General features: G+C 64.5%; 22 protein-coding genes. 15 read left to right on the top strand and 7 right to left on the bottom strand.

Going from position 1 to position 23340, the window contains the following annotated elements; genetic code table 11:
* Positions 1 to 121 precede the first annotated feature (121 nt).
* A complete protein-coding gene (locus LL253_RS12925) occupies positions 122 to 661 on the top strand; it encodes a biliverdin-producing heme oxygenase (protein ID WP_228227442.1) in 540 nt (179 codons plus the stop codon).
* Entirely contained in the window at positions 654 to 3230 is a 2577-nt protein-coding gene (locus tag LL253_RS12920; protein ID WP_228227441.1) for an HWE histidine kinase domain-containing protein, read from the top strand. Before LL253_RS12925 ends, LL253_RS12920 begins: the two co-directional genes overlap by 8 nt.
* A 39-nt stretch (positions 3231 to 3269) precedes the next feature.
* Here LL253_RS12920 and LL253_RS12915 read toward each other — a convergent pair whose 3' ends face one another.
* Genes LL253_RS12915 through LL253_RS12905 form a run of 3 tightly spaced genes read right to left on the bottom strand, consistent with a single transcriptional unit; the run spans position 3270 to position 5564 of the window.
* Entirely contained in the window at positions 3270 to 3830 is a 561-nt protein-coding gene (locus LL253_RS12915; protein ID WP_228227440.1) for a (2Fe-2S)-binding protein, read from the bottom strand.
* The gene (locus LL253_RS12910; RefSeq protein WP_037543543.1) at positions 3827 to 4321 is read right to left on the bottom strand and encodes a DUF2721 domain-containing protein; all 495 of its coding nucleotides are present in this window, start codon (positions 4319 to 4321) and stop codon (positions 3827 to 3829) included. The genes LL253_RS12915 and LL253_RS12910 overlap by 4 nt, the downstream gene beginning before the upstream one ends.
* 31 nt (positions 4322 to 4352) lie before the next feature.
* Complete coding sequence (locus tag LL253_RS12905) at positions 4353 to 5564, bottom strand: LL-diaminopimelate aminotransferase (protein WP_037543119.1); 1212 nt, start codon at positions 5562 to 5564, stop codon at positions 4353 to 4355.
* A 142-nt stretch (positions 5565 to 5706) separates the two neighbouring features.
* Here LL253_RS12905 and LL253_RS12900 point away from each other — a divergent pair, with 142 nt between their 5' ends.
* The 7 genes from LL253_RS12900 to LL253_RS12870 all read left to right on the top strand — a co-directional run bounded on the left by LL253_RS12900 (position 5707) and on the right by LL253_RS12870 (position 14345).
* On the top strand, positions 5707 to 7446 hold the full coding sequence (locus tag LL253_RS12900) for a PHA/PHB synthase family protein (protein ID WP_228220945.1): 1740 nt from the start codon (positions 5707 to 5709) through the stop codon (positions 7444 to 7446).
* A 139-nt stretch (positions 7447 to 7585) separates the two neighbouring features.
* Positions 7586 to 8407: a phasin family protein gene (locus LL253_RS12895; RefSeq protein ID WP_228227439.1), complete on the top strand. Its 822-nt coding sequence runs from the start codon at positions 7586 to 7588 to the stop codon at positions 8405 to 8407.
* Between the two features lie 147 nt (positions 8408 to 8554).
* Positions 8555 to 8929, top strand: coding sequence for an ATP-dependent Clp protease adapter ClpS (clpS, locus tag LL253_RS12890; protein WP_009822770.1), 375 nt, complete (start codon positions 8555 to 8557; stop codon positions 8927 to 8929).
* Between the two features lie 151 nt (positions 8930 to 9080).
* Complete coding sequence (locus LL253_RS12885; RefSeq protein ID WP_228227438.1) at positions 9081 to 10595, top strand: glycerol-3-phosphate dehydrogenase; 1515 nt, start codon at positions 9081 to 9083, stop codon at positions 10593 to 10595.
* Positions 10592 to 12067, top strand: a complete 1476-nt coding sequence (locus tag LL253_RS12880) for a glycerol kinase (protein ID WP_228227437.1) — start codon at positions 10592 to 10594, stop codon at positions 12065 to 12067. Before LL253_RS12885 ends, LL253_RS12880 begins: the two co-directional genes overlap by 4 nt.
* A gap of 39 nt (positions 12068 to 12106) precedes the next feature.
* The gene (locus LL253_RS12875) at positions 12107 to 13891 is read left to right on the top strand and encodes a sensor domain-containing diguanylate cyclase (RefSeq protein ID WP_228227436.1); all 1785 of its coding nucleotides are present in this window, start codon (positions 12107 to 12109) and stop codon (positions 13889 to 13891) included.
* Between the two features lie 76 nt (positions 13892 to 13967).
* Positions 13968 to 14345 (top strand): MerC domain-containing protein, encoded by a 378-nt coding sequence (locus LL253_RS12870; RefSeq protein ID WP_009822766.1) that lies wholly within the window; start codon positions 13968 to 13970, stop codon positions 14343 to 14345.
* A 28-nt stretch (positions 14346 to 14373) separates the two neighbouring features.
* On the opposite strand, the gene glpX is transcribed toward LL253_RS12870, so the two are convergent.
* Positions 14374 to 15363: a class II fructose-bisphosphatase gene (gene glpX / locus LL253_RS12865; RefSeq protein ID WP_228227435.1), complete on the bottom strand. Its 990-nt coding sequence runs from the start codon at positions 15361 to 15363 to the stop codon at positions 14374 to 14376.
* Positions 15364 to 15494: 131 nt separating this feature from the next.
* Between glpX and LL253_RS12860 the strand changes: the two genes are divergently transcribed.
* Complete coding sequence (locus LL253_RS12860; RefSeq protein WP_228227434.1) at positions 15495 to 15899, top strand: hypothetical protein; 405 nt, start codon at positions 15495 to 15497, stop codon at positions 15897 to 15899.
* Between the two features lie 8 nt (positions 15900 to 15907).
* On the opposite strand, the gene LL253_RS12855 is transcribed toward LL253_RS12860, so the two are convergent.
* Together LL253_RS12855 and LL253_RS12850 are read right to left on the bottom strand one after the other, a co-directional pair.
* Positions 15908 to 17227 (bottom strand): homoserine dehydrogenase, encoded by a 1320-nt coding sequence (locus tag LL253_RS12855; protein ID WP_228227433.1) that lies wholly within the window; start codon positions 17225 to 17227, stop codon positions 15908 to 15910.
* 75 nt (positions 17228 to 17302) lie between these two features.
* On the bottom strand, positions 17303 to 18091 hold the full coding sequence (locus LL253_RS12850) for a hypothetical protein (RefSeq protein WP_407696100.1): 789 nt from the start codon (positions 18089 to 18091) through the stop codon (positions 17303 to 17305).
* Positions 18092 to 18441: 350 nt separating this feature from the next.
* Here LL253_RS12850 and LL253_RS12845 point away from each other — a divergent pair, with 350 nt between their 5' ends.
* From LL253_RS12845 to LL253_RS12825, 5 genes are all read left to right on the top strand, one after another.
* Positions 18442 to 19104 (top strand): energy transducer TonB, encoded by a 663-nt coding sequence (locus LL253_RS12845; RefSeq protein WP_009822760.1) that lies wholly within the window; start codon positions 18442 to 18444, stop codon positions 19102 to 19104.
* A gap of 72 nt (positions 19105 to 19176) precedes the next feature.
* Positions 19177 to 19932, top strand: coding sequence for a MotA/TolQ/ExbB proton channel family protein (locus tag LL253_RS12840; RefSeq protein ID WP_009822759.1), 756 nt, complete (start codon positions 19177 to 19179; stop codon positions 19930 to 19932).
* A 130-nt stretch (positions 19933 to 20062) separates the two neighbouring features.
* On the top strand, positions 20063 to 20551 hold the full coding sequence (locus LL253_RS12835) for an ExbD/TolR family protein (RefSeq protein ID WP_021227926.1): 489 nt from the start codon (positions 20063 to 20065) through the stop codon (positions 20549 to 20551).
* A gap of 24 nt (positions 20552 to 20575) precedes the next feature.
* A complete protein-coding gene (locus LL253_RS12830; protein ID WP_021227927.1) occupies positions 20576 to 20998 on the top strand; it encodes an ExbD/TolR family protein in 423 nt (140 codons plus the stop codon).
* A gap of 196 nt (positions 20999 to 21194) precedes the next feature.
* A complete protein-coding gene (locus tag LL253_RS12825; protein WP_037543540.1) occupies positions 21195 to 21524 on the top strand; it encodes a PilZ domain-containing protein in 330 nt (109 codons plus the stop codon).
* A gap of 10 nt (positions 21525 to 21534) precedes the next feature.
* Here the strand turns inward: LL253_RS12825 and LL253_RS12820 are convergent, their stop codons facing one another.
* Entirely contained in the window at positions 21535 to 23313 is a 1779-nt protein-coding gene (locus LL253_RS12820) for an ABC transporter transmembrane domain-containing protein (protein ID WP_228227431.1), read from the bottom strand.
* Positions 23314 to 23340: the final 27 nt, after the last annotated feature.

Raw genomic sequence — 23340 nt, 5'->3', positions numbered from 1 at the left:
TGGTCTTTGGGGAAGGTTTTACGTAGGGTGCAAGACTGGTGCGTCAGCGCAGCCACCCCGGGGCTGACCGAAGCTGATGCAGATTAAAGACATTTTCTCCCATCCCTCTTAGGACCACCGAGTGACGAAATCCCCCGATGCTGGCCGCACCCGTCAGGCCCTGCGTGAAGCGACGATGGCGAGCCATGATCGGGTTGATGCCCTGTTTGCGGACTTTCCCCTCGATAACGCTCGGGATTATGCTGATTTTCTAAGCGCGCACAGCCGCGCTTTGTCGGCGCTGGAGCCGGCGGCGCAGCCGGACCAGACGCGTATGCCGTTTCTGGCGCAGGATCTCGCCGCTCTGGGCGTCGCGCCGCCGCAGTCGCTCAGCCTCGAATCCGCAGGGGGCGACGGGTATCGCTGGGGCTTGCTCTATGCGTTGGAAGGGTCCCGCCTTGGCGGCGCCTTCCTCGCCCGCCGGGTCGGACCGGGGCTCCCCAGCGCCTATCTTTCCGCGACTCATGACAAGGGGGAATGGTTGGCCTTCCAGCGCGCGCTTGACGGCGCTGCTGCGGAAGGCGGCGAAGGCTGGCTGAACGACGCCGTGCAGGGCGCGCTCGCCGCCTTCGCCCTTTTTGCCGCCGGCGCGGCGGCGCAGAAGGCGATGGCGCATGGCTGAAGGCGATCCCGGCAGCGACGCGACCGACCCCGGTTTCGCCGTCGACCTGAGCAATTGTGATCGCGAGCCGATCCATATTCTGGGTGCGGTGCAGCCGTTCGGCTTTCTCATCGCCCTGACGGCCGACTGGCTGGTGGCGCGCGCGTCCGCCAACAGCGCGCAATTTATCGGTCTGTCCCCCGACGATATGCTGGGCCGCCCGGTCGCTGATATTTTCGAAGCAGATGCGATCCACGCGCTGCGCAATCGCATCACGTTGCTGCGCGGTCCTGATTCGGTGGAGCGGCTCTTTTCGCTTCCGCTCATCAAGGATGGCCCCGCCTTCGACGTGGCGGTGCATTTTTCCGGTCCGATGGTGATCGTGGAGGCGGAACCCGCCAGCCATGACGAGATGGAGGCGAGCAGCACGGTTCGCTCCATGGTGTCGCGCCTGGCGCAGGCCGAATCCATGTCCGCCTTCCTGCGCGATGGCGCAAGGCAGGTGCGCGCGCTTACCGGGTTCGACCGCGTGATGGTCTATCGCTTCGCCGATGGCGGCGATGGCGAGGTCGTCGCCGAAGCGTTGCGGCCCGGCATCGAAAGCTTTTTCGGACTCCACTACCCCGCGTCGGACATTCCCTCGCAGGCGCGCGCCCTGTATCTGCGCAACATATTCCGCATCATCGCCGATGTGCAGGCGCAGCCGGTGCCGGTCCTGCCCGCGCTCGACCCCCATGGCGCGGCGCTCGACATGTCGCTGTGTCTGACCCGCGCGGTATCGCCCATCCATATCGAATATCTGCACAACATGGGCGTCGGCGCATCCCTGTCGATCTCGATCATCGTCGGCGGCAAGCTGTGGGGGCTGTTCGCCTGCCACCATTATGAACCGCGATTGCCGACCTTTGCGCAGCGCAGCGCCGCTGAGTTGTTCGGCCAGATATTCTCGATGATGCTCGAAAGCCGCGAGCGGGCGGAAACCGCCCATTATGAAGGCATGGCGCGGCAGGTGGCTGACCGGTTGCTGTCGGCGGTGGCGCAGGATCATGACCTGCTGTCCAACGCGCGCTGGCTGGGCGACATCATGTTCGACACCATTCCCGCCGATGGCGTGGGCGTTTATATTGACGGGCATATCAGCCTGTCTGGGCTGACGCCGGATGAACACGCTTTTGCCGCGATCGTGTCGATGCTCAATCGAACGGCGGCGAGCCAGATATTCACCACGGACAACCTGTCCCAACTGCTGCCCGATGCGGCCCGTCATGCCGACCGGGCGGCGGGGGTACTGGCCATCCCGATTTCCCGCCGGCCACGCGATTATGTCGTGCTGTTTCGCGCCGAACAGCTGCGCTCCGTGCGGTGGGCGGGCAAGCAGGACAAGCATATTGAATATGGTCCCAACGGCCCGCGCCTGACGCCGCGCAAGAGTTTCGAGGAATGGTCGGAACTGGTCAAAGGCACCGCGCGACCCTTTACGCCCGCCGAACTGCGCGTGGCGGAGGCGATGCGCACCGCCTTGCTGGAAGTCATCCTGCGCCTGTCCGATTCGGCAGACGCGGAACGGCAACGGGCAAACGAGAAGCAGGAATTGCTGATCGCCGAATTGAATCACCGCGTTCGCAACATCCTGTCGCTCATTCGCGGCCTGATCTCCCAGACGCGGGAGAGCGCGCAGTCGGTCGAAGATTTTATTGGCACGCTGGAAAGTCGCGTCCATGCATTGGCCCGCGCGCATGACCAGATCACCGCCGACCGCTGGAGCCCGGCCCGGCTCATCGACCTCATTGAAGTAGAAGCCGGCGCCTATCTGGCCGAGCGCAGCGATCGCGTACGCCTGACCGGCCCCAACGTCCTGCTGACCCCTGCCTGTTTTACGGTACTGGCGCTCGTCATTCATGAAATGCTGACCAACGCCGCCAAATATGGCGCGTTGTCCGATGGCGGCATCGTCGCGATCGACTGGCGGGTGGATGCGGATGGCAGCCTGCTGATAGACTGGACCGAAAGCGGCGGGCCGCCGGTCGTCGCGCCGACCCGGCGCGGTTTCGGCTCCACCGTAATCGAACGGTCCATCCCCTATGATCTGGGCGGCGATGCGGAGATCAATTATCGCCTGGCGGGGATCGAGGCGCACTTCTGCATCCCGTCGCGCCATGTCGTGTCGGTGCTGCCTGACAGCGTGGGACGCGATCGCGTAAAGCCTGCTGCCGCTCCCATGCCCGGGTTGCTGCGCGATCGCCATGTTTTGCTGGTCGAAGACAATATGATCATCGCCATGGATGGCGAGGACGCCTTGCGCGATCTGGGCGCGGAGGTGTTTACCGCCGCCAGCGTCGGACGCGCGCGCGAAGCGATTGCGCTTCAGCCCGTCGATCTGGCCGTGCTGGATTTCAACCTTGGCCATGAAAACAGCCTGCCCATCGCCGACCTGCTGGCCGAGCGGGGCGTGCCGTTCATCTTTGCCACCGGCTATGGCGACGGGCTGGAACTGCCGCCGCGTTTTCAGCATGTGACGCTGGTCAAGAAACCCTATTCGGGCGCGACGCTGGCGCAGGCGCTGGAGCCGGTGATCGGAAAGCAGGGGTGAGCGAGGCGCAGTCCCGCTGCGCCGGGGCTACGCCATGCTTTACGGCTGCCGCTTTGGCGGGCTGGCGGATCGACCCAGCGCCGGCACGCTGCGCGCCGCTTCCTCCGGCGTGATGCCAGGCGGCGGGGCGGCGGCGATCCGTTCCTCGCCGCGCATGATCCGGCCTGCGCGCTTGATCGCGCCCCGCAGCCGGGGATAGATGCCGCAGCGGCAGATATTGGTGATCGCAGCGTCGATCTGCTCGTCGGTTGGATTGCTGTTTCGCCGCAGCAAAACGGAAGCCGCCATGATGACGCCCGGCACGCAATAGCCGCATTGCGACACATTGTCGGCGGCAAAGGCCTGTTGCAGCGGATGGCCGCGGTCAGGCGACAGGGCTTCTACGGTGGTGACGAAACGCCCTTCGGCGTTGGCGATGCTGAGCTGGCAGGATCGCACCGCTTCCCCGTCGATGTCGACCGTGCAGGCGCCGCAATCGCCCGTGCCGCAGCCATATTTGGTGCCGGTCAGGTTGGACGCGTCGCGCAACGCCCATAATAAGGGCGTGTCGGGGTCCATGCGATATTGGACCGGCCGGTCGTTAACGGTGAATTTGGTCATGCGCCGGTCGGAGCCTCGCTATCATCCTCATCCTCGGCCTGATGGAACAGCACCTCGTTGCGGATGTGGATGGTGCGCGACGCCAGCCGGATTTCCTGGATGAAGGTGGCGAAGGCGGCGGTCTGGAGCAGCATCGCGAAAATGAAGATCAACGCGATCGCCGTGCCCAGGTGCGCGTTGAACAATTCGGCGGCGAACAGCAGCATGACGACCAGACAGATGGCGCAGCCCGATGCGACCGACAGAAAGATCGCGCCGTTGACCACGCTCATCCGCTTGTCGAGCACGCGAATTTCCGCAACCAGCCGGTCATGTTCGCGCCCGCGCGTCACCAGCACGCTCTGTTCCACCTTGCGCGCCCGGTCGATCACGCGCGCCAGCCGCCCGGCGCAGACATTGAGGAACGCGCCCAGCCCCGCCAGCATGAACACCGGCGCGACCGCCAGCTGGATGGTCGCCGCCACCTGGCTGACCTGGGGAAGCAGGATCATGCCGCTCATGCGATCGGCTCCGATACCAAGCTCAGGCCGCGCCCTTGGACGATGGCGTGTTGATGCCCATGGATTTGAGATAGGCCTTGATGTTGCGCGCCGCCTGCCGCAGCCGCTGCTCATTTTCGACCATGGCGATGCGGACATAGCCTTCGCCGTCCTCGCCATAGCCCACGCCCGGCGCGACCGCGACCTTGGCATGGGTGAGCAATTGCTTGGAAAATTCCAGGCTGCCCATCTCTTTCAGGGCGGGCGGCAAGGGCGCCCAGCAGAACATCGATGCGCGCGCTGCAGGAATGTCCCATCCGGCGCGGCCGAAGCTTTCGACCAGCACGTCGCGGCGCTTGTGGTAGAGCAGGCGGTTCTTCTCCACGATGTCCTGCGGCCCGTTGAGCGCGGCGCAGGCCGCCGCCTGGATGGGGGTGAAGGCGCCATAGTCGAGATAGGATTTCACCCGCGTCATCGCCGCGATCAGCTTGGCATTGCCCACGGCAAAGCCCATGCGCCAGCCGGCCATGGAGTATGTCTTGGACAGGGATGTGAACTCGATCGCCACGTCCTTGGCGCCGGGCACCTGCAGGATCGACGGCGTGGGATTGCCGTCATAATAAAGCTCGGAATAGGCGAGGTCGGAGAGTATCCAGACCTTGTTCTCCTTCGCCCAGGCGACCAGCCGCTCGTAAAAGGCAAGGTCGACCGTCTCGGCCGTCGGGTTGGACGGATAGTTGACCACCAGGATCGACGGGCGCGGCACGGTGAAGGCCATGGCCCGGTCAAGCGAGCGGAAATAATTTTCGTCCGGCGTGGTCGGCACCGACCGGATGGTCGCGCCCGCTATGATGAAACCGAAAGTGTGGATCGGGTAGCTGGGGTTGGGGGCCAGCACGACGTCGCCCGGCTCGGTGATCGCGGTGGCAAGGCTTGCCAGCCCCTCCTTCGATCCCATGGTGACGACGACTTCGGTTTCCGGGTCGATGTCCACGCCAAAGCGGCGGCCATAATAATTGGCCTGCGCCTTGCGCAGCCCAGGGATGCCGCGCGACTGGCTATAGCCATGGGCGCTTGGCTTGCGCGCCACTTCGACCAGCTTGTCGATGACATGGTCTGGCGGAGGCAGATCGGGATTGCCCATGCCCAGGTCAATAATATCCTCGCCCGCCGCCCGCGCCGTGGCCCGCATCGCATTGACCTCAGCGATGACATAGGGCGGCAGGCGCTTCATGCGGTAGAATTCTTCGGACATTATTGGGGCTTTCCTGAAAGCATCCTGTAGGGAATAGTGCGTGACGCGCCTCTGGCGTGTCATAATCGGGCTATAACCGGCCGGATAGGGACATGCCAGCGAAAGCCGCGACGCGCGCAATGCCAGGAAGAGGATGGTGGCCATGGAAAAAAGCAACGTCATGGAGCCCCGCCTGCCGACGCTGGAAGAGATGCAGCAATGGACGCAGGTGCTGGGCCGCGCCCAGCAATTGATGCTGGAGCAGGCGGCCGGATCGACCGGCCAGGCGCTGCCGTTCGATCCCGCACTCGTTGCGCGCATCCAGACAAGCTTCGCCGACGAAGGGCTGGCGCTGTGGCAGCGTTTTCTCGATGCCGGCGGCCTGCTGCGCGAGCGGCCCGATCCCGCGCCGGCCACCAGCCCGGCCGCCTCCAGGGACCGGCGCTTTGCCGATCCGGCGTGGACCGAGCATCCCTTCTACGACCTTATCCGCCAGAGCTATCTGCTGCTGTCCGACTATCTGATGAAGATGGCCGATGCGGTCGATGGCGTCGATCCCCGGCAGAAAGCCAAGCTGCGCTTCGCCACTACCGGGCTGCTCGATGCGATGGCCCCCAGCAATTTCCCGCTCACCAATCCGCAGGTGATGCGCAAGACAATCGAAAGCGGCGGCGAAAATCTGCTCACTGGCCTTAAGCATATGCTGGCCGACATGGAGAAGGGGCAACTCACCCACACCGATGGCACGACGTTCGAGCTTGGGCGCAATATCGCGGCGACGCCGGGCAAGGTGATCCATGAAACCCCACTCTACCAGTTGATCCACTACGCGCCCTCGACCCAAGAGGTGCTGGAAACGCCGCTCATCATCTTCCCGCCGTGGATCAACCGCTTCTACATCCTCGACCTGTCGCCGGAAAAAAGCTTCGTCAAATGGGCGGTGGACCAGGGGATCAGCGTCTTCCTCGTCTCGTGGAAATCCGCTGACGCCTCGATGAAGGACCTTATCTGGGACGATTATATCCTGGGCGGCCAGATCGACGCGATCGACACGGTGCGCGATTTGCTGGGCGTGGAGAGCGTCCACACGATCGGCTATTGCGTGGCCGGCACCACATTGGCCGCGACGCTGGCGCTGCTCGCGGCGCGGGGCGAAGCGGACAAGGTGGCGAGCGCGACCTTCTTCACCGCGCAGGTGGATTTCAGCCAGGCCGGCGACCTTGGCCTGTTCGTCGACGATGAGCAGATGAAGTTGGTGGATCAGTTGTCGGCGCAAGGGTTCCTCGATGGGCGCTATATGGCCGCGACCTTCAATTTGCTGCGCGGGCGGGACCTGATCTGGAACTATGTCGTCAACAATTATCTGCTCGGCATGGATTATCCGCCGTTCGACCTGCTTTACTGGAATGGCGACACGACCAATTTGCCGGCCCGCTGGCACAAGGATTATTTGACGCAACTCTATCGCGACAATCTGCTGGTTTCGCCCGGAGCGATCAGCGTCGCGGGCACGCCGATCGACCTGCGCGCCATCCGCACCCCGGCCTATGTCCAGGCCGGCAGGGAGGACCATATCGCGCCGTTGGACAGCGTGTGGAAGCTGACCGAACATTTTGGCGGGCCGGTGCGGTTTTTGCTGGCCGGGTCGGGCCATATCGCGGGCGTGGTCAACCCGCCGGCGGCCGGCAAATATCAATATTGGGCGTGCGAGGAGGCGCAGCCATCCCTGGCGCAGTTCCTGGAACAGGCGAAGGAAACCAAGGGTAGCTGGTGGCCGGACTGGCGTGCATGGCTCGGCGCTATCCATCCGCACATGGCGCCTGTTGAAGGCGCCCGGGTGCCCGGGAAAGGCCGTCTGAAAGCTATCGAAGATGCGCCGGGCCGATATGTAAAGGCCCGGTAAACGCTATGATTCCGTAGCGAAAGTCAGACTTCGAGAAAAATACGACGAACCGTTGGCACATTTTTGCTGCACCGCACAACAGGCCTTGCAACGGCAACCTGATTTCTATATTGTGCAGTGCAGCAAACGGAGGATGGTCATGGCCGATACCCCGAAGGGACCGAGGAATACAGCGCGCGCGAAAGCAGGGTCGACCACGATGTCGGCTGCAGAAGCCTTGATGGCGGCCGAAGCCGCCATTGGCACAGAGCCAGCGCGAAAGAAGCCCGCGCCGCGTAAGGCGGCCAGCGCCAATCCGGTCAAGGAAGCACCGGAAGGGGCGCTCAAGCCGGTTGAGACGAACCCGCAATCGGAACCTGCGCCTAAGCCGGTGGAGCCGCCTGCGCCCCCGCCGCCGCCTGCTCCGGCCGCGCCCGCCTCCAGCATGATCAAGAGCCCGACAGAAATGGCCGCAACCGCCAGCACCCAGCCGCTGCCCCCGATAGAAGGAACCAAGATGATGAACGACGTTATGGAAACCGGAAAGAAGTTCGCCGAAGACGCCAAGGCGAAGTTTGAAACCGCTTATTCAGACTTCAACGACAAGGCCAAGGCCCATGTCGAAAAGTCGACCAAGGCGGTTGAGGAAATGAGCGACATGGCCAAGGGCAACATGGAAGCCATGGTCGAATCCGGCAAGATCGCCGCCAAGGGCATGGAAATGATGGGCCAGGAAGCCGTCGATTTCACCCGCAAGAATTTCGAAAAGGCGACGGCTTCGTTCAAGAGCCTGGCCACCGCCAAGACGCCGACCGAATTTTTCCAGCTGCAGAGCCAGCTGTTTTCCAGCAGCTTCGACGACTTCACCAAGGAAGCGGCGAAGAACAGCGAAGCGATGATGAAGCTGGCCGGCGACGTTGCCCAGCCGCTGACCGCGCGCATGTCGCTGGTCACCGACAAGGTGAAGTCGATCGCCGCCTGATCGGCGCGATCCGCTAAAATCCATTGAGTCACGGGCGTTCTCTTCCGCTGGAAGGGGGCGCCCTTGTCCTTTGGAGGCGGGACGAGCGGCGAACGGCGCCGTCGCCCCCTTGCCATATCAGGGCGAATCGCCATATCCTTGCGCATCATGAACAGTCTCATCACCGCATCATGGCCCGTGAACATGGCGGGCCGGGACCAGGACGATCAGGGCGAAGGCCCCGGCGGTCCCAATGTCGGCATCGCCACCCGCACGCGCACCCGCACCAAAAAGCCGTCGCTCTACAAGGTGCTGATGCTCAACGATGACTACACCCCGATGGAGTTCGTGGTGCATGTCCTGCAAAGCTTCTTTCGCATGGACATGGAGGAAGCCACGCGGGTGATGCTGCACGTCCATCAGCGCGGCGTCGGCATTTGCGGCATCTTCAGCTACGAAGTCGCGGAGACGAAGGTGAACCAGGTGATGGATTTCGCCCGGCAGAACCAGCACCCGCTTCAGTGCACGCTGGAGAAGGCCTGACCATATCCGCTTAGCCACATGGGTCCTGCTCTCGCTGCAGATCTTGGCGAGGCCTGTCTGACCCGCTGATCGACCATGTTTGCCGTGTCGACTGACAGACCGAGGCGCTCCTCTCTTTTCATGCCTGCCGCGTCCGCCTACACCCGATGGCGTGACCCAGCAGAGCCCACCAGCCGCCCTCTATGATCTGGCCGTGATTGGCGGCGGGGTGAATGGATGCGGCATCGCCCGCGATGCGTCGGGCCGGGGCGCGAAGGTGTTGTTGCTGGAGCGAGGCGACCTGGCGCAGGGCACATCCTCCGCATCCACCAAGCTCATCCATGGCGGGCTGCGCTATCTGGAACATCGCGAATTCGGGTTGGTGCGCGAGGCGCTGGCCGAGCGGGAGCGTCTGTGGCGCATCGCGCCGCATATCATCCATCCGATGCGCTTCGTCCTGCCATGGACGCCGGGGCTGCGCCCACGCTGGCTGCTGCGCCTGGGCTTGTTCGTTTACGATCATCTGGGCGGACGGCGTGCCCTGCCGGCGACGCAGGGCATCGACCTGCGCCGTCATGCAGCCGGCGTGCCGCTGAAACCGGGCTTTGCCACCGGCTATTGCTATTCCGATGCCTGGGTCGATGACGCCCGGCTAGTGCTGCTCAACGCGCGCGACGCTGCTGCACACGGCGCATCCATCCAGACCCGGACGCAGGTTGTCGGGTTGACGCGGGAAGAAGGGCTGTGGGCGATAGACGCGCGTGCGGCCGATCGCGCGGGCCTGCGTTTCCACGCCCGCGCGATCGTCAACGCGACCGGGCCGTCGGTGCTGGCTCTGCCGGGGGGCGGGGAAGGGCTGGCGGGTCGCAAGATGCGGCTGGTGCGCGGATCGCATATCGTGGTGCCGCGTCTGTTCGATCACGACTTTGCCTATTTCTTCCAGCTGCCCGATGGCCGGATTTTCTTCGTCATTCCCTATGAGCGTGATTTCACGCTGATCGGCACGACCGACCAGGATCATGACAGCGAAACCGACAGCATCGCGGCGAGCGCTAAGGAAATTGCCTATCTCTGCGATGCCGCCAGCGGCTATTTCGCACGACCAGTGACACCGGACGATGTAGTGTGGAGCTATGCCGGCGTGCGGCCGCTGATCGATGATGGCTCCGACCGGCCGGAAGCGGCGACGCGGGGCTATCGGCTGGAGCTTGACCAGGGCGGGAAGGGGGAAGCCCCGGCCCTGCACGTGCTGGGCGGCAAAATCACCAACTACCGGCATCTGGCCGCCGAGGCGGTCGATATGCTCAAGCCGCACCTTCCCATGTTGCGCGGCGGCGACTGGACAGCGGACGCCCCATTGCCTGGCGGGGATTTTCCCATGACGGGGTTGTCGGCGCTGCTGGACAGGCTGGCGCAGGACTATCCGTTTCTCGATGCCGCCAGTGTCGATCGCATCGGCCGCGCCTATGGCGCCGATGCCTGGACATGGCTGGGGACAGCGCGGGGATGGAGCGAACTGGGTGTCGCTTTCGGCGTCGGCTTCACACAGGCGGAAGCGATCTGGCAGATTGAGCGTGAATGGGCGCGCACCGCCGAGGATATGCTGTGGCGGCGGACGAAGCTGGGCCTGCGCTTCGCCCCGGACCAGGTGGCCCGGCTGGACCGCTGGATAAGGGAGGGCCAATGACGGACGCCCGATTGCTGGTGCTGGACGCGGGCACCACGTCCACGCGCGCGATGCTCTACACTCCCGATGGAACGCGCATGGCGACGGCGCAGCGCAACCTTGGCCAGCATTATCCCCGCCCCGGCTGGGTCGAGCAGGACCCCATCGAGATATGGGCGCAAAGCCTGGCCTGCGCGCGCGACATGGTGGCCCAGGCCGGCGGCGCGGACCGGATCGCCGCCATCGGCATCACCAATCAGCGGGAAACCGTCATCGCCTGGGACAAACGCAACGGTCGGCCGCTCGCCCCTGCAATCGTCTGGCAGGACCGTCGCACCGCCGACCAGTGCCGGGCCTTGCGCGACGCGGGCCATGAACCGATGATCCAGGACCGGACCGGGCTAGTCATCGACCCCTATTTTTCCGCGAGCAAGATGCGCTGGCTGATCGACCATGAAACAGCTGTTGCGCAGGCCGGGGATGCGCTGGCGCTGGGCACGGTCGAAAGCTGGCTGGTCTGGAATCTGACCGGCGGCCTGCATATCAGCGACGCCAGCAATGCCAGCCGCACCCAGTTGCTGGCGCTTGATGGCGCAAACTGGGACAGGGACTTATGCGACCTGTTCGGCGTGCCGGTCGCCGCGTTGCCCGACATTGTCGACAATGAAGGGGATTTCGGCGCGGCCAGCCCCGGCCTGCTGGGCGGCGCGATTCGGATCTGCGGCCTGGCCGGCGATCAGCAGTCCGCGACGATCGGGCAGGGGTGCCTGTCGCCCGGCCCGGCGAAAGCGACGCTGGGCACCGGCGCGTTCATCCTGGCGCCGACCGGGACTGTCCTGCCCCGATCGAACAACCGGCTGCTTGGCACGATCCTGCGCCAGCAGGGCGGTCGCCGTCACTATGCCCTGGAAGGGTCGATCTTCGTCGCGGGCAGTCTTATCAAGTGGCTGCGGGACGAACTGGGGCTGATCCGCGCGGCGCAAGAGACCGAGGCGTTGGCCCGTTCCGTTACGGACAATGGCGGCGTATCCCTGCTGCCTGCCTTGTCCGGCCTTGGCGCGCCGCACTGGCGGCCTGAAGCGCGCGGGGTGATCGCCGGGCTGACCCAGGGGACGACCCGTGCGCATATCGTGCGGGCCGCGCTCGAATCCATGGCGCATCAGGTTCATGATCTGGCCGGCGCCTTCGCGGCTGATGGCGCGCCCTGGACGAACTTGCGCATCGATGGGGGCATGAGTGCCAATGACTGGATCGCGCAGGACCTGGCCGACATACTGAACCTCACCGTCGAGCGACCCGCCGATGTCGAAACCACCGCGCGTGGCGCTGCAATGCTGGCGGCCGTGGGTGCAGGACTGCATGCTTCGCTGGACGATGCGGCGGCGGCGATGCCGATCCGGCAGTGTTTCAAACCCCGCATGACCGCGCCGACGCGGGCGGCGCGGCTTGGGAATTGGAACGACATTTTGCGGACCGCGACCGGGGGATCATGAGCGAAAAATTAAGGATGCCGTCCTAAATCCGATCCTACCATGTCGCGCTTCTCTCTTCGTAGCCCGAACTCTCCTTTTGCGCCCGTCATCACAGGCTGCGTCTATTTTGCTGCGGCCAGTTTCACTGTGTCGATTTCGCGCTTCGAAGGGGGGCTGGCTTTCATCTGGATCGCCAACGCGTTCCTGATGGCGGAGCTGTTGACCACCCGCATGTCCTACTGGCCACGCGCGGTATTTGCCTGTGCCCTCGCCAGTGCCGTAGCGACCGCCCTGTTTGGGATCGGTCCTGCCGCCGCTGTGCCAATGGCCTTCATCAACGTCAGCGAATCGCTGATCGTGGCGGCGATTTGCCGCTATTTCCTCAAGGACGATATCGTCACAGGGTCGGTCCGACCGCTGGTTGTCTTCATCCTGGCCCTGTGCGGCGTGGCGGACATTGTCACCGGGCTGGCGGCCGCATCCGTTGCGTCGGCGACTACGCCGGTGGGGTTCAGCGCATCCTGGCTGCAATGGTATGCTGGGCATGCGCTGGGCGGACTGACATGCACCCCGGTCGTCATCCTGTTGCTCCAGGGCGAATGGTCCCGCTGGCTGCGCGATACGCCCAGGGCCGTGAAGATCGAAGCGTTGATCTTGCTCGCCCTGTTCACGCTGGTCACGGTCCATGTCTTCTACTGGGCGCGCTATCCCATGTTGTTCGCGCCCATGCTGCCCTTGGTGCTGATAGCCTTTCGTGTGGGGCATGTCGGGGCGGCCGCCTCTATCGTGATCCTTGCGGTGATAGGGGGGGTGGCGACGATGTCGGACACCGGCCCGCTGATGCTGATCCCACTTTCGACGGGTGAGCGGGTGCTGGCGTTTCAATTCTATCTGGCGCTCAGCTTCCTGTTGTCGATGCCCGTCGCGGCCGAGCTGAACGGGCGTCGTCGCCTGTTCCAGATGTTGCAGGAAAGCGAATCGCGCTTTCGCGCCATCGCCGAACATAGCGGCGACGTCGTGCTCAACGTCAATCTTGCCGGCGTGATCGAATATGCCTCTCCGTCTGCGTTGGAACAGATGGGCTGCGCGCCCGCGCTTCTGGTGGGCCAGGGCGTGACCGATCTGGCCGATGCGCGGGATCGGGAAATGGTGCGCGCGATATGCCAGAGCGCACTGGCGCATCCCGGCAGCGTCCATCAGGCGGAATTTCGCCCGCTGACGGCGCTGAGCGATCTGGACTGTTGCGAGATGGTCAGCCGCGCGGTCGTGGACGAACGCGGCCAGCCGGTTGGTGTCGTCAGCATGATCCGCGACATATCCCGGCACAAGGCGCGTCAGCGCGCCCTGCAACAGGTCGCCGCACGCGACGCGCTGACCGGCGCGGACAGCCGCCGCGCCTTTCTGGACAAGCTGGACGCCGAAATGCTGCGCGCCGCCGACGGCGCGCGGTCCAGCCTGCTGCTGATGGACCTGGATCATTTCAAGTCGGTCAATGATCGTTACGGCCATGGCGGGGGAGATCGCGTACTGACCGGTTTCGTGCAGGCGATCCAGCCCGAACTGCGGGACGGGGACAGCATCGGCCGACTGGGCGGAGAAGAATTTGCGATCCTGCTGGTCGATTGCGACCGGCGCGCCGCCGCGCAGTTGTGCGACCGGCTGCGCCAGCGGCTTTCGGCACCGATCCGCGTCAACGACAAGGACGATGCGATCGCCGTGACGTTCAGCGCCGGACTGGTGCAACTGAATGGCGGATCGACCCGATCGGCGATGCTGGAGGCCGCCGACCGCGCCCTCTATGACGCCAAGCATAGCGGCCGCAACTGCCTGCGTCAGGCCGCCTGACCGGGCGTTTTAAGCCCCGGTAAATTTTCAATGATATGTTGTAACTTGGTTTGAACTGGCCTATGTAGCCGGGACCATGTCGCAAAGCCTTCGCCAAGCCCTTATTTCGGGACGACTGGATCGCCTGGCGATCGCCGTATCGGGCTTGTGCGTCGCTCATTGTTTCGTGACCGCCGTCGTGCTTGGTTTGCTCGCGTCCGCCGGCGGGATTTTCGAAAGTCCGATCTTTCATGAAGCCGGCCTGATGATCGCAATCACACTGGGGGCGATCGCGTTGGGGCATGGCGCGATCGTCCATGGTTTCATGATGCCGGCCGCCGTCGGATCGCTGGGTCTGGGCGTCATGACGGGCGCGCTGACCATGGATCATGGGTTGCAGGAAAGCGTCTACACGCTGATCGGCGTTGGCATATTGGCGCTTGGCCATGATCTCAATCACAGGGCCAGCCACTAGCGCCTGGCCGGCGCTATGCACCGTTGGTTCATTCCTCGCCCGACGTGGTGCGGACGCGATGTTCGCCCTTCACCCAACGCACGGTGCCGGTGCTGGCGCGCATCACCACGCTTTCGGTCGTCAGCTTGCCGCCGGGCAGCCGCTTGACCCCGTCGAGCAGTGATCCGTCGGTCACGCCCGTCGCGGCAAAGATGCAGTCTCCTTTCGCCAGGTCCTTCAGGTCGTAGACCTTGTCGAAATCGGTGATGCCCCATTTGCGGGCGCGGTGCCGCTCATCCTCATTGCGGAAAAGAAGACGGCCCTTGAACTGGCCGCCGACGCAGCGCAGCGCAGCGCAGGCCAGCACGCCCTCCGGCGCGCCGCCCGATCCCATATAGATGTCGATATTGGTTTCCGGGTCGGTCGTTGCGATGACGCCGGCCACGTCGCCATCGGGAATCAGCATGATGCCGCAGCCGATCGCCCGCAGTTCGGTGATCAGCTTTTCATGACGCGGCCGGTCGAGCACGCATACGATGATTTCATGCGGTTCGACGCCCTTGGCCGCCGCCACCGCCGCGACATTGTCGCGGACGGACCGGTCCAGGTCGATGACGCCGTCGGGATAGCCGGGACCCACGGCCAGCTTGTCCATATAGACGTCGGGCGCATTGAGCAGCCCGCCTTCCTCCGCGATGGCCAGCACGGCCAGTGCATTCGGCCCGGCCTTGGCGGTGATGGTGGTGCCCTCCAGCGGGTCGAGCGCAATGTCGATCCGTGGCCCCTTGCCGATCGCGCTGCCGACCTTCTCGCCGATATAGAGCATTGGCGCTTCGTCGCGTTCGCCTTCGCCGATCACGACGGTGCCGTCCATGTAAAGATCGTTGAAGGCCAGCCGCATGGCTTCGACCGCGGCGGCGTCGGCGGCTTTTTCGTCACCGCGCCCGATCAGCCGGGACGCGGCGATCGCTGCTGCTTCGGTCACGCGGACCATCTCCAGAACCAGCACCCGGTCCAGATTCGCGCCTGCCTGTTCCATCACATCCTCTTTTCTTCTTTGTCGCCCAGCCGATAGGCGGTCGCTGCCGCCTTGTCGAGCATGGCCATCATTCCGCCATGATCGGATGATCCTGTGGTCGCATGCGCCTAGCAGCCCTTTTTTTCACTTTGATGCTGCTGTGGCCGAGCAGGGGGCTGGCGCAGGACGAGCCCGATCCGATGGTGGCCTACCGCGCGAAAACGCAGGTGGTAAAGCCATGCGACCGCAGCGGCGGAGGCATCATAGTGTGCGGCAACCGGGCGGAGCGCAACGCGCGTCAGCGGCTGCCATTGCCGCGCGAGCCCGATGCAGACCGCATCCTTCCGGGCGACGCGCCACGCGCTTCGGCCGCGCCGGTGCGGCAGGGGGCGTGCGGCGTGGTCGGCGGGCAAGGCGCGGGCTGCACCGGCGGCCTGTCGGTCTTTCAGGTGGTTGATGTTCTGGGCAAAGCCGCGACCGCGATCGTCGACGCGGACGCTGACTTGGCCCCGCCGCCGCCACTGCCGGATCGTTTCCGGGGCGCAACGCCGCGCTGACCCCGTGCCTAGTCCAGAATGTGCATCACCATCGGCGCTTCGAGCAGGCTGTCCGATCCGCTGAGCCGTTCCAGCGTTTCGCGCACGCACCGTTCCGCGCCCGCATGGGTGACGATCGCCACCAGAACGCCATCTTCCTGATTGGCGCCGCGCTGGATCATGCTCTCGATCGACACGCCCGCGTCGCGCGTCGCCGCCGCGATCTCCGCCAGCACGCCAGGACGGTCCTTGACCCGGAAACGCAGATAGGCGCGGCCCAGGCGCGCGCCGGCGTCAGCCGACTGATGGGGCGTGAGCGCGGCGACCGGCATGGCGAAGGCGTCGCCATATTCGTCCCGCGCCACGTCGATCAGGTCGGCGACGACCGCCGATGCGGTGGGGTCATCGCCAGCCCCGCGCCCCTGGAAGAAGAGGCGGCCGACGAAATTGCCCTCTGCCACGACCGCGTTCAGCGACCCGTCGACATGGGCGAGCGGATGATCGAGCGGCACCAGCATGGGATGGACGCGCTGGAACAGGCCGCCGTCAGGCCCATCGACCGGTGCGTTCTGCGCCATGCCGACCAGGCGGATGCGATAGCCCAGCGCCGCAGCTTCCGCGATGTCGGCGGCGATGACATGGCGGATGCCGGTGGTGGCCACCGCATCGAAATCCAATTCGGTGCCGAACGCCAGGCTGGCGAGGATCGACAGCTTGTGCGCGGCGTCCACCCCGTCGATGTCGATGCCGGGATCGGCCTCGGCAAAGCCGAGATCCTGCGCCTCCTTGAGCACATCGGCGAAGCTGCGCCCCTCCTTCTCCATGGTGGTCAGGATGTAATTGCAGGTGCCGTTCAAGATGCCGTAGACACGGCTGATCTCATTGGCCGCCGCGCCTTCGCGCATGCCCTTGATAACCGGGATGCCGCCCGCGACTGCCGCTTCATATTTGAGCGCGATGCCGCCCGTTTCGGCCAGCCGGGCAAGGTCAAGGCCATGATGCGCCAGCATCGCCTTGTTGGCGGTCACGAAGGGCTTGCCCGCGTTGAGGCACTGGCGTGCCAGGGTCAGCGCGGGGCCATCCGCGCCGCCGATCAGTTCGACCACCACGTCGACATCGTCGCGTGCCGCCAGCGTGGTCATGTCGTCGACCCACTCATAGGGCGACAGGTCGACGCCGCGATCCTTGTTGCGGTCGCGCGCGGAAATGGCGACGATCTGGATCGGACAGCCGGCGCGGCGGGCGATCAGGGCGCCATTGGTTTCCAGCAACCGGATGACGCCGCCGCCCACCGTGCCGAGACCGACGAGCGCGACGCGCAGCGGGGCATGGCGGTGCAGATTGGTCATGGCGGCGGCTTCCCTTCTAATTCCCAATGCCGCGCTGATAGCCATGTCTGCCCGCCTGTCCAAGGAAAAGCGCCCTTATTGGACGCTGCGGCTCCGGCGGCAGGGGCCGAGCGCGGCGATCACCAATTGATAATCGGCGCGGGCGGCCTGGGCATCGGGGGGCGACAAGGTGCGAACCGATTGTGGCGGCAGGACTGGGGGGAGTCCGCAGGCGAGACGGTACCAGAGCAGGCTGCCCTCCTCAGGCGGGCGGGCGGCCTCGTCGACGATCTCGCCCAGCGCGACCGCCCAGCGCGGCGCCTGCCCCGGCCGGCGCAGGATGGAAAGCGACACTGGATCGCCCGTTTCCGTTCGCAGGAATATCTGCGTCTCGCCTTCTCCCGCGATGGTGCCAGCGACATGGAAGGCTTCGCCCGGTCCCAGGATGCGGGGCGGGGCATCGGGCGCAACCAGTGCGGACAGGATCGTCCGGACGCGCGCGACAGCCTGAGGCGTCGCCGGGACCTGGGCGTCGGGGCTTACCAACTGGATTTCACCAGGCCGGCTTCCGGCGCGGGCGAAGATGATCACCTCATCCTTCTTGAGCTTGGGCAGCTTGCCGCGCGCGTCAAGCGGCGCGTCGTAGAGATAGGTGACGGTAGGGCTGATGCCGCCTTCGCCGCGAATCAGGCCTATGGTTTCCGCCTCGATATAGACGCGCCGATGCCCCTGCGGCACGCCCGTCGCGCGCTCAGGCTTCAGCGCGATGCTGTTGCGAATCCGCACATGGGCGACCAGCGGGGCCTGTTCGGCCAGATCAACGATATCCGCATAGGTCAGTCCGCCGACATCATGCGTTGACGCGCCTGATGATGACGTTACCATTGGAGCGTCCTGAGCAAATGCCGGAGAAACCCCGGCAGTTGCGGCGGAAATGAGGCAGGCCAGCATCAGTCTGCAAGGGCAAGTGGCGGGTTTCATCTACTGCTTCGTCCTGTATTTTCAGCCCGTGGCGCGGATGTCACAGGCAAGTGTTTCTGATAGGAAATGGTAAACGCAAATGAAGATAACGATAAAGCGTTTGCGTGCCACGATGCGTCGCGATAGGAGTTCGCTCGGTAGCAAATGAACGGACAGGGGCCAAAGGTGGCCGGGATCAGCCCGGACAGCTTGGGTCGTTTTTGGCTGATTTGTATAAACCACTGGTAAGATGAGTTAAGGAGTGTCGTTGCCGAATGGCCTATGCTGACCACTCGCAAGGATCGAGTCGCACGATATCGATCGTCATCGTCGCCCTGATTCACGCTGTTCTCGGCTATGCCTTCGTCACCGGTCTTGGCATGAAATATGTCAAAAAGGCGGCGGAACAGCTGAACGTGATCGACGTGAAGGAGGAGCCCCCGCCACCTGACGAGGAACCGCCGCCGCCGCCGCCAGACCAGCCGGTCGAGCCGCCGCCGGTCGTTGCCCCGCCGCCTATCGTTCGGACCCCGGCGCCTGCGCCGCCGATCCAGACCGTGCGGACGCCGCCCCCGGTGTTCAACCCGGTTCCGGTCGCCGCACCGCCACCGCCACCGCCGGCTCCACCGCCGCCGCCCGTTGCTGCATCGCGTGCTTCGCCACGTGGCAATCCGGGTTCGTGGCTGAGCGATGCGGACTATCCTAGCCGCGCTCAGCGTGAAGAACGCTCGGGCACTGCTGGGTTCCGCCTGGACATCGGCGCGGACGGTCGGGTGACCAACTGCACCATCACCTCCTCGACCGGTCATAGTGATCTCGATGAGGCCACCTGTCGCCTGCTGCCGCGCCGCGCGCGGTTCAAGCCGGCGAAGGGTTCCGATGGTAAGGACATGCCCGACACTTACACCGGGCGCATCACCTGGCGTCTGCCGGAATAATCCAAATGGGCGAGGCGCGCGCCCGGCGCCGCCTTTCCCAAGCTTGATCTCATTGAGAGGGAAGTCTTGAACATGTTGATGTATCTCGCAGCTGCGGCTCCCCAGGCCGAAAACCCGTACGGCCTGATGGAAGCCCTTGAACAGGGCGGCACCATCGCCTGGACCGTATTCATCATCCTGTGCGCCATGTCGGTCGGCACTTTCTACATCCTGTTCACCAAGCTGATCGAACAGCAGAAGGTGATCAGCCAGGGCAAGAAGGTCCGCGCGACCTTCTGGCGTTCGGCCTCGCTGCGCGAAGCGTCGGCCAAGCTCGAAAAGAACTCGGCCTACAAGCAGATCGTCGACGACGGCATTAAGGCGCAGGAAGAGCATGGCAAGCTGAAGGATCCGGTCGAAGCGCATGACTGGCTGCACGGTTCGCTCGCCCGTTCGGAAGGCGCGATCAACTCGTCGCTCAACGGCGGCCTGGCGTTCCTCGCCACGGTGGGTTCGACCTCGCCGTTCATCGGTCTGTTCGGTACGGTTATCGGCATCTACCGCGCGCTCATCAAGATCGGCGCCGCCGGTCAGGCCTCGATCGACGCCGTTGCCGGTCCGGTCGGTGAAGCGCTGATCATGACCGCTCTGGGTCTGGCCGTCGCCGTTCCCGCGGTGCTTGCCTACAACTTCCTGCAGCGCCGCAACAAGGCGATCGCCGAGCAGCTGAACGGCTTCACCGTCGACCTGCTGGCCTATCTGGTTTCGGACGGTGCCGTGAAGCCGACCGTTGCTGCCGCGCCCGGCGCCCCGGTTGCCAAGCCGGCCGCCACGCCGACCAAGGCCTGATCGGTCTCAAGACGACGGTTGCGGGAATCGGGTGGCGGCTGCGACCGCCCGGTTCCCCGCCGACCATGGCTCCCATACCCGTCTCCCAGACTGATGGGCGGCCATCGACACCAAGGTTAGGATAATATCAATGGCAATGAGTGTTGGCTCCGACGGCGGTGACGACAAGCCGATGTCCGACATCAACACGACGCCGCTCGTCGACGTCATGCTGGTGTTGCTCATCATCTTTCTCATCGCGGTCCCGGTCGTCGTACAGACGGTTGAGCTGCAGCTTCCCAAGGTGGAGTTCGAGCCGACCACGACGAAGCCGGAAAATGTTTCCCTGTCGATCACGCAAGCCGCCGACGGCAGCTGTGCGGTTTTCTGGGGCATGACGCCGGTGACGTCGAGCGAACTGCTCGATCGCGCCGTCGCAAAGCTGGAAGCGGACATCAAGAAGGCGGGTGGCGTCGAAAATCTGAAGCCCGAAGATCTGCCCGAAGTGCATATCCGCGGTGACATCAACACACCCTATCGGTGCATTGGCGGCACCATCTACACGATGCAGCGCGCCGGTTTCCCCCGCGTGGGCTTCATCTCCGAACCGGAACCCGGTTCGGGCACCGTCCGCCTCTGATCGGTTGAAGAAGGAGAAATCCCCATGGCAATGAGTGCCGGCTCCGAAGATGGCGAACCGATGGTGGAAATGAACACGACGCCGTTGATCGACGTCATGCTCGTTCTGCTCATCATGTTCATCATCACCATCCCGATCCAGACCCACGCGGTGAAGATCGACCTGCCGCAAAATGCGCCGCCTTCCGACAGCGTCATCGACCCGGTCAAGAACAAGGTCGCGATCGATGCCGGTGGCGTCATCACCTGGAACGGATCGCCGATCGACCTGCTGACCCTGCGTCAGTATCTGCAGCAGTCGCTGCGGTTGCCGGTCGAACCGGAACTCCAGTTCCAGCCCGATGCGCAGACCCGTTATGTGGTCGTCGATTCGGTGCTTGCGGAAATCAAGCGCGCAGGCGTTACCAAGCTGGGTTTCGTCGGCAACGAACAATATGGCAATTTCTGACGGCTGATTTCAGGCGCGGTGCGCTTCGCAAGGACTTCCCCTTCGCGCTTCTTGCCTGAGATCATTGGATAAAGATTGCACGGATCAAGGGTCGCCATCGGCGGCCCTTTTTTTGCGCCTTATCGTCAAGCCATGGCGCGTAGCGGTTTAACATTTTGCTTACCCGTGCGCGCTAATGTCCCGCAAAGGACTGATCATGAGCGCTAACCCGCAATTCGAACAGGATCGCAAACGCCGCGCTGCCGAACGACGCGCTGTCCAGATCGGCATTAAGGTACGTCGTCCCGGCGAAACCTGGTTCAGCAGCCACATCGCGGATTTGTCGATTACCGGCTTTCGCCTGCAAAGCTTCATGAAATTGCGCCCTGGCGATGATCTCTGGATCATGCTGCCCGGCTTTGAAGGGCGGCGCGCGCGTGTTCTGTGGACCCGCGGGCATGAATCAGGCTGTAGCTTCGAACGGCCGTTACACCCTGCAATTCTGGATCATGTGGTGCAGATCGGGCGGCGGCAGGCCGACGCCTGACCCCGGCCGTTTAGTCGGCCATGCCATCCTGAAACTGCAATCGCGCCAGTCGGGCGTAAAGGCCGTCGCGCGCGATCAGGGCCGCATGGTTGCCCTGTTCGACGATACGCCCTTCGTCCAGCACGATGATGCGATCGGCCGACCGGACCGTCGCCAGCCGATGCGCGATCACAATTGTTGTCCGCCCCTGCATCAACGTTGCGAGCGCGTCCTGCACCAGTCGTTCGGATTCAGCGTCCAGTGCGGACGTCGCTTCATCCAGCAACAGGATGGGGGCGTCGCGCAGCAGCGCGCGGGCAATGGCGATACGTTGTCGCTGGCCGCCGGACAATCGCGCGCCGCCTTCGCCCAGGAAGCTGTCCAGCCCCTGAGGCAGGTCGCGCAGAAACATCTCGGCATTGGCTGCCCGCGCCGCGTCCCATATCTGCGCATCCGTTGCATCCCAGCGCCCATAGCGCAGGTTGTCGCGCGCGGACGCGGCAAAGATGACGCTGTCCTGCGGCACCATCGCCATCATCGCGCGGAGATCCGCCGGCGCCAAATCAGGCAGGGCGACGCCGTTCAGGCGGATGGCCCCGGCATCGGGATCATAAAAGCGCAGCGCCAGCTGGATCAGCGTCGATTTGCCGGCGCCCGAAGGTCCGACCACGGCCACCGTCTCCCCGGGATGGATGTCGAGATCGATGCCGTGAAGCGCCGCCTGGTCGGGCCGCGTGGGATAGTGGAACCGCACCTGATCGAATGTCAGGCGCGCGCCGCGCTCCATCGGCGGAAGCATGTGCGTCCGCGCGGGCGGACTGATCTCTGGCGCAGCGGTCATGAGTTCGCCCAGCCGGCTTGCCGCGCCTGCGCCGCGCAGCAGGTCGCCCCAGCTTTCCGACAGCGAGCCGAACGCGCCAGCAACAAGGCCCCCGGTCAGGACGAAGGCGGCAATGCTGCCACCCGACAGCCGTCCCGCGGCAACGTCGATCGCGCCCAGCCACATGACGCCGGTAATCGCGCCGAAAATGAGCGCGAAGGCGACCGCCGTCATCATCGCGCGCAGCCGGATGCGCTGCCGCGCCGTGGCAAAGCCGCGTTCCACCGTCGCACGGAAGCGGGCCGCTTCCCGCTCTTCCTGCCCGAACGCCTGAACGATCTTCATCGCGCCCAGCACTTCGGTCGCGGCGCTGCCGATATCGGCCAGCCGGTCCTGGCTGGCCCGCGAAAGGGTGCGCACCCGCCGGGCAAGGCCGATCAGCACCAGCAGGACGACCGGAATGCCGAGCAGCAGCAGCGCGGCGAGTTTCGGCGCGAGTGCGAACAGGTAGACAAGGCCACCGATCGCCGTGACCATGTTGCGCAGTGCTACCGATACGGTGGAGCCGACGACCTGCTCCACGATCGCGGTATCCGCCGTCATGCGCGACGCGATCTCCGACGGGCGGTTTTCCTCGAAGAAACGGGGTGCCTGTCGCAGCAGATTGGCCTGCGTCGCACAGCGTATGTCGGCCACGACGCGCTCGCCCAGCCAGGATACGAAGTAGAAGCGCAGCGCGCTGGCCAGCGCCAGCACGATGACGATCATCAGCAGATATTCGAACCAGCGGCCAATGTCGCCGCCGCCCATGAACCCCTTGTCGATGACCAGGCGAAATCCGTTGGGAATGGCGAGCGTCGCGGCTGATGAGACGATAAGGGCGATCAGCGCGCCCGCGATCCTGCCGGGATAACGACGTGCGAAGCGCCAGAGCATCGCCAGATTGCCAAGCGCCGGCCGCGTGTTCGAAATGCTGCTGTCATCCGCCATGACGAGCGCTTAGCAGCCTGCCTTGTC

Source organism: Sphingobium soli (assembly GCF_020782245.1).
Taxonomy (GTDB): Bacteria; Pseudomonadota; Alphaproteobacteria; order Sphingomonadales; family Sphingomonadaceae; genus Sphingobium; species Sphingobium soli.
The sequence above is the reverse complement of the archived record's forward strand: the minus strand, read 5'-3'. Positions and strand labels throughout refer to the sequence as shown.

Coding starts and splice junctions, on each gene's coding strand:
- LL253_RS12905 (WP_037543119.1), bottom strand. CDS start 5,564: ATGTCCGAAGAATTCTACCGCATGAAGCGCCTGCCGCCCTATGTCATC.
- LL253_RS12895 (WP_228227439.1), top strand. CDS start 7,586: ATGGCCGATACCCCGAAGGGACCGAGGAATACAGCGCGCGCGAAAGCA.
- LL253_RS12820 (WP_228227431.1), bottom strand. CDS start 23,313: ATGGCGGATGACAGCAGCATTTCGAACACGCGGCCGGCGCTTGGCAAT.
- LL253_RS12855 (WP_228227433.1), bottom strand. CDS start 17,227: ATGACCAATCTGCACCGCCATGCCCCGCTGCGCGTCGCGCTCGTCGGT.
- clpS (WP_009822770.1), top strand. CDS start 8,555: ATGAACAGTCTCATCACCGCATCATGGCCCGTGAACATGGCGGGCCGG.
- LL253_RS12880 (WP_228227437.1), top strand. CDS start 10,592: ATGACGGACGCCCGATTGCTGGTGCTGGACGCGGGCACCACGTCCACG.
- LL253_RS12845 (WP_009822760.1), top strand. CDS start 18,442: ATGGCCTATGCTGACCACTCGCAAGGATCGAGTCGCACGATATCGATC.
- LL253_RS12875 (WP_228227436.1), top strand. CDS start 12,107: ATGTCGCGCTTCTCTCTTCGTAGCCCGAACTCTCCTTTTGCGCCCGTC.
- LL253_RS12900 (WP_228220945.1), top strand. CDS start 5,707: ATGGAAAAAAGCAACGTCATGGAGCCCCGCCTGCCGACGCTGGAAGAG.
- LL253_RS12830 (WP_021227927.1), top strand. CDS start 20,576: ATGGCAATGAGTGCCGGCTCCGAAGATGGCGAACCGATGGTGGAAATG.
- LL253_RS12835 (WP_021227926.1), top strand. CDS start 20,063: ATGGCAATGAGTGTTGGCTCCGACGGCGGTGACGACAAGCCGATGTCC.
- LL253_RS12840 (WP_009822759.1), top strand. CDS start 19,177: ATGTTGATGTATCTCGCAGCTGCGGCTCCCCAGGCCGAAAACCCGTAC.
- LL253_RS12825 (WP_037543540.1), top strand. CDS start 21,195: ATGAGCGCTAACCCGCAATTCGAACAGGATCGCAAACGCCGCGCTGCC.
- LL253_RS12850 (WP_407696100.1), bottom strand. CDS start 18,091: ATGGTAACGTCATCATCAGGCGCGTCAACGCATGATGTCGGCGGACTG.
- LL253_RS12915 (WP_228227440.1), bottom strand. CDS start 3,830: ATGACCAAATTCACCGTTAACGACCGGCCGGTCCAATATCGCATGGAC.
- glpX (WP_228227435.1), bottom strand. CDS start 15,363: ATGGAACAGGCAGGCGCGAATCTGGACCGGGTGCTGGTTCTGGAGATG.
- LL253_RS12910 (WP_037543543.1), bottom strand. CDS start 4,321: ATGATCCTGCTTCCCCAGGTCAGCCAGGTGGCGGCGACCATCCAGCTG.
- LL253_RS12920 (WP_228227441.1), top strand. CDS start 654: ATGGCTGAAGGCGATCCCGGCAGCGACGCGACCGACCCCGGTTTCGCC.
- LL253_RS12870 (WP_009822766.1), top strand. CDS start 13,968: ATGTCGCAAAGCCTTCGCCAAGCCCTTATTTCGGGACGACTGGATCGC.
- LL253_RS12860 (WP_228227434.1), top strand. CDS start 15,495: ATGCTGCTGTGGCCGAGCAGGGGGCTGGCGCAGGACGAGCCCGATCCG.